We start from the raw sequence: 16703 nt of genomic DNA, 5'->3' as shown, positions 1-16703 counted from the left end.
GGGTATTCATTTTGGTATGAGCCTGCCACCAAATTTTCTTGATGAACTGCGTACGCGCACGTCACTGACACAGGTGGCGGGGCGCAAAGTGATGTGGGATGCGCGCAAGTCCAATCAGGGCAAGGGCGATATGTGGGCCTCGTGCCCGTTTCATCAGGAGAAATCCGCCAGCTTTCACGTCGATGATCGCAAGGGGTATTACTATTGCTTTGGCTGTCACGCCAAAGGCGATGCCATCAGCTTTGTCCGCGAAACCGAGAATGTCGATTTCATGGAAGCGGTGCGTATTCTGGCCGGTGAGGCCGGGATGCAGATGCCCGAGCGAGACCCACAGGCGCAAGCCAAGGCTGACCGCAATACACAACTGGTTGAGGTCATGGAGCAGGCGGTGCGGTTTTTCCGCATGCAGCTGAAAACCAGCGCCGGGGCCGATGCGCGCGACTATCTGGCAGGGCGCAAGCTGTCTGAGGGCACGCAGGAACAGTTCGAGATCGGCTTTGCGCCGGATGCCTGGCAAGGGCTGTGGGATCATCTGGTGCAGGCCAATGTTGCGCCCGAACTGATCCTGGAATGCGGATTGGCCAAGCCCAGCCAGAAGGGCGGCAAGCCTTATGATACCTTCCGGGGGCGGATCATGTTCCCCATTCGTGATGCGCGTGGGCGCTGCATTGCTTTTGGTGGCCGGGCGATGGACCCCAATGACAATGCCAAATACCTGAACTCGCCAGAAACGCCGTTGTTTGATAAATCGCGAACGCTCTATAATCACGGGCCCGCGCGTACCGCAGCGGGCAAGGGGCAGCCATTGATCGTTGCAGAAGGATACATGGACGTGATCGCCCTGTCTGTGGCCGGGTTTGAGGCCAGCGTTGCGCCACTGGGGACTGCCGTGACCGAGCATCAGTTGCAGATGATGTGGCGGGTTGCCGATGAGCCAATCATTGCGCTGGATGGCGACACCGCAGGCCTGCGAGCGGCGCATCGGGTGATTGATATCGCCTTGCCGCTGCTTGAGGCTGGGAAATCCCTGCGTTTTGCGATCATGCCAGAGGGGCAGGACCCTGATGACCTGCTCCAGGCGAAGGGCGCGAAGGCATTGCAGGCGCTTCTGGATGATGCCCTGCCAATGGTACAGCTCTTATGGCAGCGTGAGACCGAGGGCCGGGTGTACGATAGCCCCGAACGCAAGGCGGCGCTGGACAAGGCGCTGCGTGAAAAAATCAAATTGATCGTGGACCCGTCTATTCGCGGCCATTATGGGCAAGCGATAAAAGATTTGCGGTGGGAGCTGTTCAGAACCAAGCGTACAGGCGGGCCCGTTGGTGGTGCCGGACGTGGAAATTACAGCAGTAATTACAGTGGTAACTTCGGTGGGAAGTTCAAACAGCGGATTGAACCCGCGCGTGCAAGCACACGAACGTCGCTGTTGGCGGCCTCGGATGAGATGGCGCACATTCGGCTGCGTGAAGCGGTTATTCTGGCCTCGCTGATCTTGAACCCGTCCGTTTTGGTCGAGTTCGAAGCTGACATTGAAGCGATGCGGTGTAACTCGCCGGATTATGCCCGTTTGCGAGACCTGATTTTGCGCTACGCCGATACAGGGCCTGATCAATTGAGGATGCAGATTGAACAGGAATTTGGTGTGGCCGAGCTTGAAACCCTGCTGGCGCTTCCCCATGTTGCATTGGCCCCGCCGGTTCGTAACCCCGGTGACGAGGAACTTGCCCGGCAGACCATTCCAGAAGAGCTGGCCAAGCTCGAGGCGCACTATGGTCTGCAAACCGAAATCATGGAGGCGGAGGAGGATATGTCTGGTATCGCTGATGAGGCCGTGACCTGGCGTTTAGGGCAGGCAGCTGAGGCAAGCCATAAGGCAACCAGAAGTCAGCAAGAAGACCGCACCGAGTATGAACGTGCGGACAATGGTGCGGATCTCAGCCGCGATGAACGTGAGAGATTTGGCGCACTTTTGGATAAGATTAGCTTCTCTAAACCCAGACGCCATTAACCGTGGTTGTAACTTTTTGGGAAGCGCAGCAAAAGAAAACCGGGTAGAGGGTTGCGAATCACCGCTTTGCGCGATTGATTCGGAACAAACGAATCACCCTGCCACCATATGTTCAGGAGATCTGTATGGCCGCTAAGGACACCGACGACCGTAAGCCCGACAACCAAGACGCAGAAATCTCGCTGGATATGAGCCAGACTGCGGTCAAGAAAATGATCGCCGAGGCGCGTGAAAAGGGTTTCATCACCTATGATCAGCTTAATCAGGTTTTGCCACCTGATCAGGTCTCGTCTGAACAGATCGAAGATGTGATGTCGATGTTGTCCGAAATGGGCATCAATATCATCGAATCTGAAGAAGCCGATGAGGAAGAGCTGAAATCTACTGCTGTGGCCGAAGTTGGTCGCAAGGGTGAGCTGACGCTTGGATCTGGCAAAGAAGAAAAGCTGGACCGTACGGATGATCCGGTGCGCATGTACCTGCGTGAGATGGGCAGTGTTGAACTGCTGAGCCGTGAAGGCGAGATCGCGATTGCCAAGCGCATCGAGGCTGGACGCAACACGATGATCGCCGGCCTGTGCGAAAGCCCGCTGACATTCCAAGCGATCACCATTTGGCGTGACGAACTTGTCGCAGAAGACATTCTGTTGCGCGATGTGATCGATCTTGAAGCCACCTTTGGCAATCAGATGGGTGACGAAGAAGAAGAACCAGTGGTTAATGCAGCCAATCTGACGGCGGCCCCGGCAGCCAAAAAAGACGAGGCGGCACAAGAGCTGGACGCTGATGGCAATCCGATCACCAGCGATGATGACGATGATGATGATGACGAACAGGCCAACATGAGCCTGGCGGCGATGGAAGCGGCGCTGAAGCCGCAGGTTCTTGAGACATTGGACCGCATCGCTGACGATTATGAGAAACTGGCCGAGATGCAGGACAGTCGAATTTCTGCAACGTTGAATGAGGACAGCTCATTCAGTGACAAGCAGGAAGAAGTGTACCAAAAGCTGCGCGCCGAGATTGTTGAACTGGTGAACGAGCTGCATCTGCATAACAACCGGATCGAGGCGTTGATTGACCAGCTCTATGGCATCAATCGGCGGATCATGCAGATCGATGGTGCGATGGTAAAGCTGGCCGACCAAGCCCGGATCAACCGCCGTGAGTTCATCGATGAATATCGCGGTCGCGAACTGGATCCGAACTGGCTGGATGACATGTCCAAAAAGACGGGTCGGGGCTGGCAAATGTTCATGGAACGCTCACTCGACAAGATTGAGGAACAACGTTCCGATATGGCGCAAGTGGGTCAGTATATCGGTCTGGATATCAGCGAATTCCGCCGTATTGTTCAACAGGTGCAAAAGGGCGAAAAAGAGGCCCGGACGGCCAAGAAAGAAATGGTCGAAGCCAACCTGCGTTTGGTGATCTCGATTGCCAAGAAATACACCAACCGTGGTCTGCAATTCCTTGACCTTATTCAAGAAGGTAACATTGGCCTGATGAAGGCGGTGGACAAGTTTGAATACCGCCGTGGTTACAAATTTTCGACCTACGCGACATGGTGGATTCGTCAGGCGATCACCCGTTCGATCGCGGATCAGGCACGCACCATCCGTATTCCGGTGCATATGATCGAAACCATCAATAAGCTGGTCCGGACTGGGCGCCAGATGCTGCATGAAATCGGTCGCGAGCCGACGCCGGAAGAATTGGCTGAAAAGCTGCAGATGCCGCTTGAGAAGGTCCGCAAGGTGATGAAGATCGCCAAGGAGCCGATCAGCCTTGAGACACCGATTGGCGACGAAGAAGATAGCCAACTGGGTGACTTCATCGAAGACAAGAACGTCATCTTGCCGCTGGATTCTGCTATTCAGGACAACCTGAAAGAAACCACGACACGGGTTCTGTCATCGCTGACCCCGCGGGAAGAGCGGGTTCTTCGGATGCGTTTTGGTATTGGTATGAACACCGATCATACGCTCGAGGAGGTTGGCCAGCAGTTTAGCGTGACCCGTGAACGGATCCGTCAGATTGAGGCCAAAGCTCTGCGCAAGCTCAAGCACCCAAGCCGGAGCCGCAAGTTGCGATCCTTCTTGGACCAATAATAACTTTATCAAGATGATAAAATCCCCGGCCATCGCGCCGGGGTTTTGTTTTTTGGGCCGAGCTTAGTGTCTTGCCGCCGCGATTGCGAGCCCGTTGGCCACGGCGGTGAAGACCTCTGAGAACGAATGCTCTGCCTCGGGGAAGATCTCTTTCATAGTGTCGGTGACCATGGACATCAGGCTGGATCCGCCGACATAGATGACCCGGCTGACTTTCCCCACGTCTGTATCTGCAATTTTCAATGTTTCCAGTGCGCTAAGGTGCAGGGCCTGTTTGTGTTTTGAGAGGCAGGCAGCCAGAAGGTCAGCAGGTAGCGGCGTGGATAAGTCACGTTCAACCTGATTGAGGGTGATCATCGGGTTTTGCGCCCCAGTGTTTGCCGCGATCTTGCCACGCTCGACAGCGAAGGCCAGATCATGGCCCAGTTCGTGTTCCAGAACCGCATCAAGGCGAGATAGCTTTGTGGGTTCCTCTGAGAGTTTGAGCATTTCTGAGACCATGCGGCGGTTCTGCCGATTGTAGAGGAAGGGGATCTTTTCCCATGTCGCCAGATCATTGAAAATCGCATTAGGTACGGGGGATGTGCCCGGGCCCATCGCCTTGCGCAACTGAGTGTCTTTGCCCAGCAGGGGCATGACCTGGTTGATACTGATAGAGCGATCAAAATCGGTGCCGCCGATACGGACGCCGTGGTTGGCGAGGATTTCAACACCGCCTTGACCTGAGCGAAATAGTGAGAAATCTGAGGTGCCACCGCCGATATCGACGATCAACCCGATCTCATTTGAGTGCTCTAGCGCGCCGCTGGCGATGGCGGCGGCTTCGGGTTCTGCCATGAAGTCAACATCGGTGAAACCCGCGGCGTGGTAGCAGGCGCGCAGATCATTCTCGGCCTGTGCTTCGCGCGGATCATTGATGCCATGAAACACCACCGGGCAGCCAGATAGGACGCTGTCGAATCTCAGGCCGGTCTCCGCCTCGGCGCGGGTTTTGATCTGGCGTAGGAATCGCGCGATGATGTCGACAAAGGTCACCTGTTGGTTGAGGATCTGGCGCTGCTCGTGCATCAAGGGTGTGCCCAGTACCCGTTTGAGCGCCCGCATGAACCGCCCATCCTCGCCGTCCAGTAAGGCCCTGTTTGCGGGGCTCCCAATCAGGGTTCGGCGAGTGTCAAAATCAAAGAAAAAAGTGGTGGGTAGTGTTTTCTGCCCCGGTTCCATCTCGATCAGCTGAGGTAGGCCCGCGTGCAAAAAGCCGGCAGCTGAGTTTGAAGTCCCAAAATCAATGCCCAATGTGTGACGCGGCTGTGCCATTTTTGGTTTCCCTCAGTTTTGAAACGAAGGAGCGGGTACTAGGCCGAGGTTAGGTAGCTGTCAACTGAGTAACGCAAAGTGGGCGCATCACTACTTTGAATGATGACATGTGAGCGTGTCACAAACATTACCGATGGTCACTAAACGCGACGTGGGCAAGGTCTTTCATGAAAACCCACAGGTTACTTGCCTGTGGATCGTGAATGCGCAAGTATAAATTTTGAAAGTAAAAATTCTTTTCTGGAGTTGCATTTGGATACTGTCATTATTGGCGTCGCGTTTGTGATCGCTGTTGTTTCAACATTGCTTGCGTATAATGTGGGAGGGCGAATTTGGGTCACGAAATTTGCAATCAGAGGGCCCATTAATTCTGAAGGACGCCGAGTTCGGCCATTGATAAGAAAACCAATATCGGGCCTGTATGGCGAGATTGCTGCACTATCCATGGTCATGGTCATTTTGTTCATGGTTAACTTGGTGACCGAGGAGACTGGAATATGGCAACTCCTGTCACAACAGCGATGGTTCGCTTTGGCTCTGTTTGTGACAGTTGTGTTGATTGTCGTGTGCTATGAAATCTACGCATGCAAACAGGCAAAAAAACAGGGCAAAGGCCAACGATTTGTACGCTACCTTGCCCGAGGGTATGTGCCTTACACTTTCTACAGCATTGTAAATTTCGCTGCCGTGATTTTGATTGTTGGGCTAATTGTTGGACAGACATTTGTGCAGCATCAGGATTATAAAATCGTTGAGCGCCAGCTTGAAGTGCTGACTGAAGATATCAATGCATCTGAGGCCCCACCCGCAACGAAAATGGTGCTCACGGAACAGATATACAGTAAAGTGCGAGAGGGCGCCTCTTTGATGGTGGACCAAATCAACACATTGGTTCTGTTGGTTTTTTGCAGCTTTGGGGCGCAATACTTAGTAAAGCACACACGGATAAAGGATGCTTTTGAAGCTGATGCGTTGGTGCAATTTGATGTGCTACTCGGGCTCTCGATTGGCATCATAGTTGTATATGCTTGGTCGGTTCATTTTTTCATTTATGATGGTTTTTTTGGCAAAGCTTTGGACGCGTTGGAAAACAACCGAGAATATATCGCCTCAGGTGGTTGGCAAATGCTTCAACGGTTTAACGATCTCTTTTTGGATCTGACACAGCGCCGTGGCTTAACAGGCTTTATGATTTCGCTGACAAATGACCGTGGCGGCTTGTTACTAGCTTTAGGGGCTGCTGGCTGGTTGATTGATCGCCATAAAGAACGTATTTCGCAACAAGTTCCAACACAAATGAGTGAGCAGCAGAATTAAATGTTCCGGTCAGAATCGTGAGAGTCAAGATGACAATCTTCCTTCTATTTCTGGTTTACGTCTGTATCGCGATCGTCAGCAATAGAACTGCGAAGTTGCCGAATGAAACGGTGGAAATTGGGAATGGGTTGGATCGCGGAGAGAAGGTTTCTGCACCGATCTCTGTTGCGACGTGGAACCTAGGTTACGCGGGTTTGGGTGCGGAGTCTGATTTTCTGGTGGACGGAGGCCAAAGCCTGTTTCCGCCTTCTCGAGCTGTTGTTGGTAAAAATATCGAGCAGATTTCGGGGGTTGCGAGTACATTGGATGCTGATGTCCTGTTTTTTCAGGAAGTCGCTTATTCAGGGCCTCTCAGCCTTTGGAAATCACTGGCACCGGAGTTGAAAGCCAGTTTGAAAAAAAGTGTTTTTTGGTTTCGCCCCGATGTTGCTACGAAATTATTGCCCTGGCCTTTTAGATTCAGACACGGGACTGTCATTGCAACAGATTTGAAGGTTTTAAGCGGGCAGTTGATCCCTATTGCCCATGAGCCTAAGCCAATGTTTGGGTTGATAAACCGCCGATATGGTATGCAAGTTTTGAACCTATCTGAAAATGAGTCCGGCGAACGCTGGGTTCTGATCAATATCCATCTCTCTGCCTTTGATGATGGTGGTAACTTGCGTAAAGACCAGATTACAGATGTGTTCCAATATGCATCCACTCGTTTCAATGACGGTGCGCATGTGATCATCGGCGGTGATTGGAACATGGAATTGATTGAGACGCGCTTTCCGCACCAGACCAGTGACGAGGATCGTTTCTGGATCCATAGATTCCCTGACGAATTACTGCCTGTGGGTTGGAAAGTTGCAGTTGACCCTAACTTGCCCACGGTTCGGACCGTCAATCAGGCTTATGTGCCGGGTGAAAATTATCTGACGATTATAGACGGTTTCATCGTCTCGCCAAATGTTGACGTTGTTGATGTAGAGACAACCAATACAGCGTTTCAGATGTCTGACCACATGCCTGTTCGAGGCACCTTCCAAGCGGCGGAAAATCAGAAGTAGTTTTGACCTCAAAAGAAAGGCTTTCAGGGGGTAGTATTCTGCAGCTACAGCTTTTCGCGCAGGTAACTCATTACATCGGAGCGCACGGATTGGTGGCCTTCTGTGCGGGCTTCGTGGATGACATCGCGCAGTTCATTCAGATCGGTGCGGCGCAGTATGGATTTGACCGGACCGATAGAGGCAGGGCGCATTGATAGGGAGCGCAGACCAATCGCGGCAAAACAGGCGGCCTCAATCGGGCGGCCTGCGTCTTCACCGCAGAAGGATAGGGGGGTGTTGGATGCATTGCAGCGGGCGACGATCTGTTCGAGGAAGGTCAGGAAGCTGACATTCAGCGTGTCATAGCGGCGGCGGACCAATTCGTTTTCGCGGTCGGCTGCAAAGAAGAACTGCTTGAGGTCATTGCCCCCAATCGAGAGGAAATCGACCTCATCATAAAAGCTGTCGGGGGCAAAAGCCAAAGATGGCGTTTCCAGCATCGCACCGATTTTAAGATCGGATGGAATAGGATGGCCGAGGATGCGTTCGCGTTCTAGTGCCTTATCAATTTCAGCGCGGGCGGCGGTGAATTCTTCGCGTTGGGCGATAAAGGGGAACATAATCGACAAGGGGCGTCCCGCTGCGGCACGCAACAACGCCTGTACCTGCATACGCAGCACGCCGGGCCGATCCATGGCGATGCGGATCGCGCGCCAACCCAAGGCCGGGTTGGGTTCTTCGATGACCTTCATGTAGGGCAGAACCTTATCTGACCCGATGTCCAATGTGCGGAAGGTAACACGCTTGCCGTGGGCGGCGTCGATGACGCGAGAGTAAAGTTCACTCAGTTCGGCGCGTTTTGGCATATGATTGCGGATCAAGAACTGCAATTCGGTCCTGAACAGGCCCACACCTTCGGCACCGGAGTTGTCTAAACTGGGAAGGTCGGCCATCAGCCCCGCATTCATCAGCAGATCAATATGGGTGCCGCACAGCGTTACGGACGGCTTATCACGGATTGAGGCGTAGCGTTCCTGTGCCTTGGCCTGCATCGCCATTTTGTCCTGAAAGGCGGCAACGACAGATTCGTCTGGGCGCAGGTGCACAACGCCCTGATCGCCATCCACAAGGACCTGATCGCCGTTCAGGGCTTCGGTTGTGATACGGTCCGCGTGGATCACCAGTGGAATTGCCAGCGCGCGGGCCACAATGGCCGCATGTGAGCCAACGGAACCTTCTTCCAGTACAATCCCCTTGAGAGAGCGACCGTAATCCAGAAGTTCCGCCGGACCGATGTTATGCGCGATCAGAATGGGGTTGTCGGGCATGTCCGCCCCGGTTTGTTGTCCTTGACCCGTCAAGATGCGTAGCAAGCGGTTCGAGAGATCATCGAGATCATGCAAGCGCTCGCGCAGGTAAGGGTCCGTGACTTCACGCATCCGGGCGCGGGCAGTGGATTGCTCTTTCTCAACCGCAGCCTCGGCTGACAGACCGCGGGTGATGTCCTCTTCCATCCGGCGCATCCAGCCTTTGGAATTGGCGAACATACGGTAGGCTTCGAGCACTTCGAGCTGTTCTTTATCGCCACCTGCGGCGGTGGAGAGCATACGGTCTACTCCAATGCGCAGTTCCTCGACCGCTTCGTTCAGGCGTTCGCTTTCGCGAGCAGGGTCATCGGCGATGGGGTTGGTAACCACAACGCGTGGCTCGTGCAGCCAGACATTACCTTGAGAGGCGCCTTCTTGTGCCGTTGCACCGTGAAACAAAACGGGCTGTTGGTGGCGGGCGGACATGGCCGCACCTTCACCGACGAAAGCGCCCAACTCTGCCATCTCGGCGATGACCATAGCGACGACTTCGATGGCGTAGGTTTCTTCCTCGGCGTAGGTACGGGCGTCTTTGGATTGCACAACCAATACGCCTAGTTTTTCACCCAAGCGCTGTATCGGGACACCCATGAAGGACGAATAAGCCTCTTCCCCGGTTTCGGGCATGAAGCGAAAGCCCTTGGTTGAAGGGGCATTGTCGGTGTTGACGATCTTGCCAGTACGAGCGACGCGGCCGACCAGTCCCTCGCCCATGCGCATGCGGGTTTCATGCACGGCCTGTGGGTTCAGGCCTTGCGTGGCGCAGAGTTCCAGTGTTTCCTCATCACGGAATAGGTAGATCGAGCACACCTCGGTGTGCATTTCTTCAGCAATCAGATGGGTGATCTGGTCTAGCCGTGCCTGACCGCCCGTATCCTGCGCCATGGCGGCGCGCAGGCGGCCCAGCATTTGCCGGCTGTCTGTCGGATAGTCCTGCGTCATGGCCTGTGCGGTGCCTCTTCCTGATCAGTAACGGCCACCAATGAGCCACCGCATCAGGATGCAGGGTTCAGGCCGCTTTGTCCAATTCGAACGCATCATGCAGGGATTGCACGGCAAGTTCCATATATTTCCGGTCGATCAGGACGGAAATTTTGATCTCGGAGGTTGCAATGACCTTGATGTTGATGCCCTCGTCACAGAGTGTCTTGAACATCTTGGCTGCAACACCAGACTGGCTGCGCATGCCAATGCCAACGGCAGAGACTTTGGCAACATCTGTGTCGGCGACAAGATCGTGGAAGTTGATCTCGCCGCTGTCTTTAGATTCGGCCATCGCCTTTTCAGCGCGCGCGACCTGATCGGTTGGGCAAGAGAAGGTCATGTCGGTGCGACCTTCTTCCGAGATGTTTTGAATGATCATGTCAACGTTGACGCCCGCATCGGATAGCGATCCGAAGATCGAAGCAGCGATACCGGGGCGGTCGGCCACAGAGATAAGGGTCATCTTCGCCTCGTCACGCGAATAGGCGATGCCGTTTACGACGTTGGATTCCATGATTTCCTCCTCGGCGCAGACCAATGTGCCTGCTTCGTCTGATTGTTCTTCGAAACTGCTGAGTACGCGCAGTTTTACATTGTATCGCATTGCCAGCTCGACCGAGCGGGTTTGCAGAACCTTGGCCCCCAAAGAGGCCAATTCCAGCATTTCCTCGAATGCGATTTTGTCAAGCTTACGGGCTTTGTCGGCGATACGGGGGTCGGTGGTATAGACGCCGTCTACATCGGTGTAGATGTCGCAACGGTCTGCATCGAATGCGGCGGCAAAGGCCACAGCGGTGGTGTCTGATCCGCCACGGCCCAGCGTGGTGATGCGGCCTTCGGGGCTGACGCCTTGAAAGCCAGCAACCACGGCGACGCGCATGCCTTCGCCAAATTTGGCGTTGATATTGTCGGTTGGGATTTCTTCGATCCGTGCGGCCGAGTGCGCAGAGTTTGTCATCAAAGGAACCTGCCAGCCTTGCCAGCTGCGGGCGGGGACATCCATTTCCTGCAGCGTCAGGGCCATCAGGCCTGCCGTGACGTTTTCGCCCGAGCTGACGACGGCGTCATATTCGCGCGCATCATAGAGAGGAGAGGTCTCGTTGACCCAACCGACCATCTCGTTGGTTTTGCCGGACATGGCCGACACGATGACAATGACGTCATAGCCCTTGGCCACTTCGACGCCCACGCGTTTGGCAGCGCGGCGGATGCGATCAAGGTTGGCAACGGATGTACCGCCGAATTTCATCACGAGAACGGGCATGGTGGCGTCCTTAGAATTAGTCGTGCGCGGTTTAAGCCGATCCCCCGCAATGAGCAAGGGGTTGGGACGGGTGTTGGCGCAATAAACGAAAAGATCTGCCCGCTCTGTGATGTTGATCGCAAAAACGTGATGGAGAAATGCGCACAGAAACTGTGCAATCTTTTCTATTTATCGCACAATCGCACTGTGTATTTTCCCCGCAGACCAACTCACAGGAGCAAGACATGCTATTTCGTTCATTTGTTGCCGCCACAGCTATTTTCGCTGGTTCTGCCGCAATTTCAGAGACTTATGTTCTGGATTCAAGCCACACTGAGGTCGTATTCAGCTGGAACCACGCTGGCCTGACCACACAACGTGGTGAATGGACCAGCGTTTCTGGAGAGATCGATTTTGATCCCGCAGATGTCGCGGCCACTGCCGCCCGCGTTGAGATTGACGCCAACAGCCTGCATTCAGGGTTTGAAGCGCTGGATGTTGAGTTGAAGGGCGAAGGGTTCTTTGACGTCGAATCAAACCCAACGATTACCTTTACCTCGACCAGTGCCGTGCAAACCGGGGCGCAGTCGATGCGCCTGAGCGGTGATCTGACTGTCAAAGGCCAGACCGTGCCTGCCGTTCTGGATGTTAATTTGGTGTTCCAGGGTGAGCATCCGCTGGGTGGTTTCTTTGATTATTATCAAGGTGAGTGGATCGGCGTTGAAGCGACCAGCAGCCTACTGCGCAGCGAAGTTGGCGTGGGCCAGTTTGCGCCGCTGACCAGCGATGTTGTTCAGCTGGAAATCTCGGCTGAAATGCGCAAGGGCGGCTGGCCGGAATAACACCCGGGCAACTTGGGCTGTAGGAACGCGCTTTGCAGGTGGCAGAGCGCGTTTTCGCGACATCTTTTCCAGCGGCGAGCCTGCGGCCCCATTAAACCTGCTGCTGGCAATTTCGGAAGAGATCGAGCTGCCGCGGTATTCTGATTGGAAAAATTATGAAATCGTATTTCCCGGATATGTGAAGCACATGGCGCTGTCTATTCTGCATGGCGGGTAACTTCGGAAACTACACCATTCTCCGGGTTTGTTTGGGGGAGGTGCGCTCTAATAATGATATACAAAAGTTTACTAATTGATTTTCATTAAATTTGGTGTCCCAAGATGATTTCCCCGACACTCTCAAAGAACCATAATCTATCAGGTATTGTTTGAAATAACCTCACTATAAGCTACGGTGACTTTGTAATAATTTCCGTGTGAGAGGCATTTGATGAATTTTTTGGAAAAATCCTTGATGATGTTGTGCCGCTTATACCCTTTGAAATCCGGGTGCGGGTCGATTGCGAACTCTGGGTTTTTCAAGGCCATAGAAAATGGTGGGCAAAAGAGCGAGTGGGTCAACGTAAAAGGTGGGCAAGCTTTTGTGCCGGTGCAGGATTTTGTGGGTCGGTCGATGAAGTATTTTGGCGATTTGGACCCAAAAGTTTCTGATATTATCGACAAGGTGGTGCGTGAAGGCGATACATGTTTGGACATCGGCGCGAACCTGGGTCTTATCAGTGTCAGGATGTCTGATCGGGTTGGTCGCACTGGTCAGGTCCATGCGTTTGAGCCGCAGCCCGAGATGATTGGTCACCTGCGAGAGACATTTTCGCGTTTAGCGCATGGTAATGTTACGTTGCATGACATTGGGCTGGGTCGTTCCGCGGATACGCTGCAACTGACGGTGCCGCAAGGCAATGCAGGGGCCGCAACGCTCACGTCCAAAGGATTTCAAAACAGCGATACAATCGAGGTCGATGTACGTAGTCTGGATTCTGTAGCGCAGGAATATAGTATAGGGCCCGTTTCACTGGTGAAAATCGATGTTGAAGGGTTCGAAGCCGAGGTTGTCGCAGGTGGGGCGGAATTTTTCAGGGATGTCGCACCATCGGTGGTGATTTTCGAAGAGAGGTTGCCGCATGATCAAGGTCAGCTTCCGCCGTCTTTGCAGCTGTTTCATGATTTGGAATATGAAATTTTCGCATTACCGAAGGTTTTGTTTGCAACAAAAATTGTTCCAATCCACGACTGTGCCCAGGCACATGACTATGTCGCAGTCAGTAAAACCGCACCGCAAGAGGTTCGGCGTCGATTGGGCATCTGACCTGAGGTATCTTTTCTGTTAGTTGGCTTTTCGACCGGGAATGAACGGGAGCGGTGCGACAGGCACGCCGTCTTCGATCAGTTTCTTCGCGTCTTCTGGTTTGGCTTCGCCATAGATGGCACGCTCAGGAGCGGTGCCTTCGTGCATGTCACGAGCCTCTTGGGCGAAATTCATTCCGACATATTCGGAATTGTCTTCTACCTTTTTCTTTAGTTCGGCGAGCGCTTGTTCAGCAGTGGAAGGGCTCAGCGCTCCGGCTTCTGATTTTACTGGTTCAACAGCTGGGGTTGTCGCCTTGGACCGGCTGGCCTGCACACGTGGTGCCATGATAGCCTTTTGTACGCGGCCTGATCCACAGATTGCACAGGTCACCATCCCGGCGGCTTTGAGTTTGTCAAAAGCATCGGCGGATTGAAACCAACTGTCAAAACGGTGGTCCTGATCACATTTGAGAGTGAACTGAATCATCAAAGGCTCCGGTGTATGGGCTGATCGATACTTAAGCGTCAGGGCGTTAAGATCAAGTGAAATCATCTGGCGGCGCATCGCTGTGTTGCAGGCTTGCGCGGGGCCGGGACATGCTAAATACTTGTCCGGATGAAATCAGTTTTTTCAAACTTTGCAACGCTATGCCTGTTGCTTTGGTCTGCGTGTTGGCCCGGATTTGCCGGGGCGCAGCCTGATGTGACGGTCTTTGCTGCGGCATCCCTGCGGGATGCGTTGGAAGAGGCTGTTGCCGTTTACCCGGGGGAGGTGGCGGTCTCTTATGGTGGTTCTGGTCAGATTGCGCGCCAGGTGGCGCAGGGCGCGCCGGCAGATGTGGTGATTCTGGCCAATCTCGCGTGGATGGATTGGCTTGAGGGGCAAGGTGTATTGGCTCCAGATGGCCGTGTTGATCTGTTAAGTAACCGACTGGTTTTGATCGGCCCGAAAGGCAGTGCCCCTATAGACACACCAAACACTGAGAACCTGCTGCGGCGATTGGCCGGTGGCCGGTTGGCGATTGGGCAGGTTGACGGGGTGCCTGCGGGCATCTACGGGCGGCAATGGCTGGAAATAGCCGGGTTCTGGCCCACGTTGTCCCCGCATCTGGCGCAGGCTGAAAATGTGCGGGCGGCGTTGTTGTGGGTCTCGCGGCAAGAAACCCCATTGGGCATCGTCTACGCCAGTGATGCGCAGGCTGATCCGTCGGTTGATGTGATCTATGATGTGCCAGAGGGGCTGCATGATGTGATAATCTACCCAATGGCAATGGTTTCCGGATCGAATAACGCGCATGCATCAGATTTCACAATGTTTCTGCAAGGAAGTCGTGCCCGTGAAATTTTCCGGTTTCACGGATTTCTTCCACAAGAGGGGCGCAAATGAATCTGCGTCCTGAAGAATGGGCAGCACTGATGTTGTCGCTCAAAGTGTCCCTCTGGGCGGTTGCAATCAGCCTGCCGTTTGCACTGTTGGTGGCGTGGCTACTGGCGCGGCGAGAGTTTCCCGGTAAAGCATTGCTTAGCGCGTTGGTTCATTTGCCGCTGGTTCTGCCGCCGGTCGTTACGGGATATCTGTTGTTACTCGCTTTTGGCCGAAACGGTGTGCTGGGTGCGAAACTGGCCGATTGGGGCATTACGCTGGCATTCCATTGGACCGGTGCGGCTTTGGCGGCTGCGATTATGGGCTTTCCCTTGGTGGTGCGGGCCATCCGATTGGCGATCGAGGCGGTCGACCCCAAGCTAGAACAGGCGGCTGAAACTCTGGGGGCCGGGCGTATTGCCGTCTTTGTACTGGTGACCTTGCCCTTGATTCTGCCGGGCATACTGGCAGGGGTGGTTTTGGGCTTTGCCAAGGCAATGGGCGAGTTTGGCGCAACAATTACGTTTGTGGCCAATATCCCGGGTCAGACACAAACGCTACCGTCTGCTATCTACGCATTGCTTCAGGTCCCCGGTGGTGAGGCGGCGGCATTACGGTTGGGGGTGTTGTCACTGGTCGTAGCGATCGGTGCTGTTTTGTTGTCTGAATGGCTCGCCCGGCGTGTGGCGGAAAGGATTGGTCAAAAATGAGCCTGTCCGTAGAGCTGTCGCATCGATTTGATGATTTTCACCTAGACCTGAGCTTTGAGGCCGGAGCCGGGGTGACCGCAATATTTGGGCCCTCAGGCGCGGGGAAATCTACGATTGCGCATGCGATTTCCGGATTGTTGCGCCCAGATGCTGGGCGGATTGTATTGCAAGACCGCGTGCTGCTGGACAGCGCAACATATGTGCGGGCAAGCAAGCGCCGTATCGGTTATGTGTTTCAGGATGGGCGCCTGTTTCCGCACCTGAATGTGGCAGGAAACTTGCGGTTTGGCGCGCGTTTTGCCCCGCAGCCAGCAGATACACAACAGCACGAGAAAATTGTTGAGATGCTGGGACTAGAAGACCTTATGGAGCGACGGCCAAAGCAACTGTCTGGTGGAGAAAAGCAGCGCGTAGCGCTGGCGAGGGCGCTGTTATCACAGCCTGAGTTGTTGCTGTTGGATGAACCGCTGTCCGCGCTGGATGAGCCGCGCAAAGAGGCAATTTTGCCGTATCTTGAGCGCCTGCGTGATCAAGTCAGGATGCCTATTGTTTATATCAGCCATTCGGTGGCGGAGGTCGCGCGATTGGCGGATCAACTGGTGATTATAAAAGCGGGAAAAAAGGTTGCAGATGGGGCCGTTGAGGACGTGCTTAGTGATCCAGCATCGCTGCCATTCGTGGGCATACGAGAGGCGGGGGCAGTCCTGAATGCGCAGGTGGCTGCACATGATGATGACGGATTGAGCCGTCTAACTGTGTCTGGAGGGGCATTGCATTTGCCGGGGGTTACCGCTCCGATCGGAACGCAGGTACGGATTCGCATTCTGGCACAGGACGTTTTGATTTCACTGGAAGAGCCACAAGGCCTGTCATCGCGTAACGTTTTGCCGGTTACGATCAAAGAATTGCGGCGCGGCGAAGGGCCGGGCGTTGCCCTGCAGTTGATGGCCGGGCAGGACCGTCTTTTGGCCCGCATTACTGCCCGAGCAGCACAGGCATTATCGCTCAGGCCCGGTATGAGTTGTTTTGCGATCCTCAAGGCGACCGCAGTGCCCCGTGCGAGTATTGCGCAAGGCGTTGGTTGAGATTTTAAAGGTGGCTTGACTGTGCTGTTTTTCTTATCTAT

At 54.2% G+C, this 16703-nt stretch carries 13 protein-coding genes; 9 read left to right on the top strand and 4 right to left on the bottom strand.

Translation table 11 applies throughout. The features are described 5' to 3' along the window. Positions 1 to 16: 16 nt before the first annotated feature. Positions 17 to 2008 carry a DNA primase gene (gene dnaG / locus D9A02_RS15405; protein ID WP_120501784.1) on the top strand — a complete coding sequence of 664 codons (1992 nt, stop codon included), beginning with the start codon at positions 17 to 19 and terminating at the stop codon, positions 2006 to 2008. Between the two features lie 125 nt (positions 2009 to 2133). Next, the gene (gene rpoD / locus D9A02_RS15400) at positions 2134 to 4119 is read left to right on the top strand and encodes an RNA polymerase sigma factor RpoD (protein ID WP_120501783.1); all 1986 of its coding nucleotides are present in this window, start codon (positions 2134 to 2136) and stop codon (positions 4117 to 4119) included. A 63-nt stretch (positions 4120 to 4182) separates the two neighbouring features. Here the strand turns inward: rpoD and D9A02_RS15395 are convergent, their stop codons facing one another. Continuing rightward, positions 4183 to 5433 (bottom strand): Hsp70 family protein, encoded by a 1251-nt coding sequence (locus D9A02_RS15395; protein WP_120501782.1) that lies wholly within the window; start codon positions 5431 to 5433, stop codon positions 4183 to 4185. A gap of 252 nt (positions 5434 to 5685) precedes the next feature. Here D9A02_RS15395 and D9A02_RS15390 point away from each other — a divergent pair, with 252 nt between their 5' ends. Beyond that, positions 5686 to 6750, top strand: a complete 1065-nt coding sequence (locus D9A02_RS15390) for a hypothetical protein (protein ID WP_162933094.1) — start codon at positions 5686 to 5688, stop codon at positions 6748 to 6750. A gap of 29 nt (positions 6751 to 6779) precedes the next feature. Next, positions 6780 to 7802, top strand: a complete 1023-nt coding sequence (locus tag D9A02_RS15385) for a hypothetical protein (RefSeq protein ID WP_120501780.1) — start codon at positions 6780 to 6782, stop codon at positions 7800 to 7802. A gap of 44 nt (positions 7803 to 7846) precedes the next feature. Here the strand turns inward: D9A02_RS15385 and ptsP are convergent, their stop codons facing one another. Both ptsP and D9A02_RS15375 read right to left on the bottom strand, forming a co-directional pair. Continuing rightward, entirely contained in the window at positions 7847 to 10090 is a 2244-nt protein-coding gene (gene ptsP / locus D9A02_RS15380; RefSeq protein ID WP_120501779.1) for a phosphoenolpyruvate--protein phosphotransferase, read from the bottom strand. 67 nt (positions 10091 to 10157) lie between these two features. After that, the gene (locus D9A02_RS15375; protein ID WP_120501778.1) at positions 10158 to 11396 is read right to left on the bottom strand and encodes an aspartate kinase; all 1239 of its coding nucleotides are present in this window, start codon (positions 11394 to 11396) and stop codon (positions 10158 to 10160) included. A gap of 224 nt (positions 11397 to 11620) precedes the next feature. Here D9A02_RS15375 and D9A02_RS15370 point away from each other — a divergent pair, with 224 nt between their 5' ends. Next, positions 11621 to 12217 (top strand): YceI family protein, encoded by a 597-nt coding sequence (locus D9A02_RS15370; RefSeq protein WP_120502570.1) that lies wholly within the window; start codon positions 11621 to 11623, stop codon positions 12215 to 12217. Positions 12218 to 12647: 430 nt separating this feature from the next. Then, positions 12648 to 13523, top strand: a complete 876-nt coding sequence (locus D9A02_RS15365) for an FkbM family methyltransferase (protein ID WP_120501777.1) — start codon at positions 12648 to 12650, stop codon at positions 13521 to 13523. 18 nt (positions 13524 to 13541) lie between these two features. Here D9A02_RS15365 and D9A02_RS15360 read toward each other — a convergent pair whose 3' ends face one another. Beyond that, the gene (locus D9A02_RS15360; RefSeq protein ID WP_120502569.1) at positions 13542 to 13991 is read right to left on the bottom strand and encodes a DUF1178 family protein; all 450 of its coding nucleotides are present in this window, start codon (positions 13989 to 13991) and stop codon (positions 13542 to 13544) included. Between the two features lie 129 nt (positions 13992 to 14120). Between D9A02_RS15360 and modA the strand changes: the two genes are divergently transcribed. From modA to modC, 3 genes are read left to right on the top strand one after another with little or no spacing between them, the layout of a single operon-like run. After that, complete coding sequence (gene modA, locus D9A02_RS15355) at positions 14121 to 14891, top strand: molybdate ABC transporter substrate-binding protein (protein WP_120501776.1); 771 nt, start codon at positions 14121 to 14123, stop codon at positions 14889 to 14891. After that, entirely contained in the window at positions 14888 to 15577 is a 690-nt protein-coding gene (gene modB, locus D9A02_RS15350; RefSeq protein WP_120501775.1) for a molybdate ABC transporter permease subunit, read from the top strand. The genes modA and modB overlap by 4 nt, the downstream gene beginning before the upstream one ends. Continuing rightward, complete coding sequence (modC, locus tag D9A02_RS15345) at positions 15574 to 16662, top strand: molybdenum ABC transporter ATP-binding protein (RefSeq protein WP_120501774.1); 1089 nt, start codon at positions 15574 to 15576, stop codon at positions 16660 to 16662. Before modB ends, modC begins: the two co-directional genes overlap by 4 nt. Positions 16663 to 16703 lie beyond the last annotated feature (41 nt).

Origin of the sequence: Roseovarius sp. EL26 (assembly GCF_900327775.1) — a bacterium.
Lineage (GTDB): Bacteria > Pseudomonadota > Alphaproteobacteria > Rhodobacterales > Rhodobacteraceae > Roseovarius.
This window is presented reverse-complemented; position numbering and strand designations above follow the sequence as displayed.

Excerpts from the sequence above, each read along its gene's own strand:
- ptsP (WP_120501779.1), bottom strand. The coding sequence starts at position 10,090 with ATGACGCAGGACTATCCGACAGACAGCCGGCAAATGCTGGGCCGCCTG.
- D9A02_RS15385 (WP_120501780.1), top strand. The coding sequence starts at position 6,780 with ATGACAATCTTCCTTCTATTTCTGGTTTACGTCTGTATCGCGATCGTC.
- D9A02_RS15370 (WP_120502570.1), top strand. The coding sequence starts at position 11,621 with ATGCTATTTCGTTCATTTGTTGCCGCCACAGCTATTTTCGCTGGTTCT.
- D9A02_RS15395 (WP_120501782.1), bottom strand. The coding sequence starts at position 5,433 with ATGGCACAGCCGCGTCACACATTGGGCATTGATTTTGGGACTTCAAAC.
- modB (WP_120501775.1), top strand. The coding sequence starts at position 14,888 with ATGAATCTGCGTCCTGAAGAATGGGCAGCACTGATGTTGTCGCTCAAA.
- D9A02_RS15365 (WP_120501777.1), top strand. The coding sequence starts at position 12,648 with ATGAATTTTTTGGAAAAATCCTTGATGATGTTGTGCCGCTTATACCCT.
- D9A02_RS15360 (WP_120502569.1), bottom strand. The coding sequence starts at position 13,991 with ATGATTCAGTTCACTCTCAAATGTGATCAGGACCACCGTTTTGACAGT.
- modA (WP_120501776.1), top strand. The coding sequence starts at position 14,121 with ATGAAATCAGTTTTTTCAAACTTTGCAACGCTATGCCTGTTGCTTTGG.
- dnaG (WP_120501784.1), top strand. The coding sequence starts at position 17 with ATGAGCCTGCCACCAAATTTTCTTGATGAACTGCGTACGCGCACGTCA.
- rpoD (WP_120501783.1), top strand. The coding sequence starts at position 2,134 with ATGGCCGCTAAGGACACCGACGACCGTAAGCCCGACAACCAAGACGCA.
- modC (WP_120501774.1), top strand. The coding sequence starts at position 15,574 with ATGAGCCTGTCCGTAGAGCTGTCGCATCGATTTGATGATTTTCACCTA.
- D9A02_RS15375 (WP_120501778.1), bottom strand. The coding sequence starts at position 11,396 with ATGCCCGTTCTCGTGATGAAATTCGGCGGTACATCCGTTGCCAACCTT.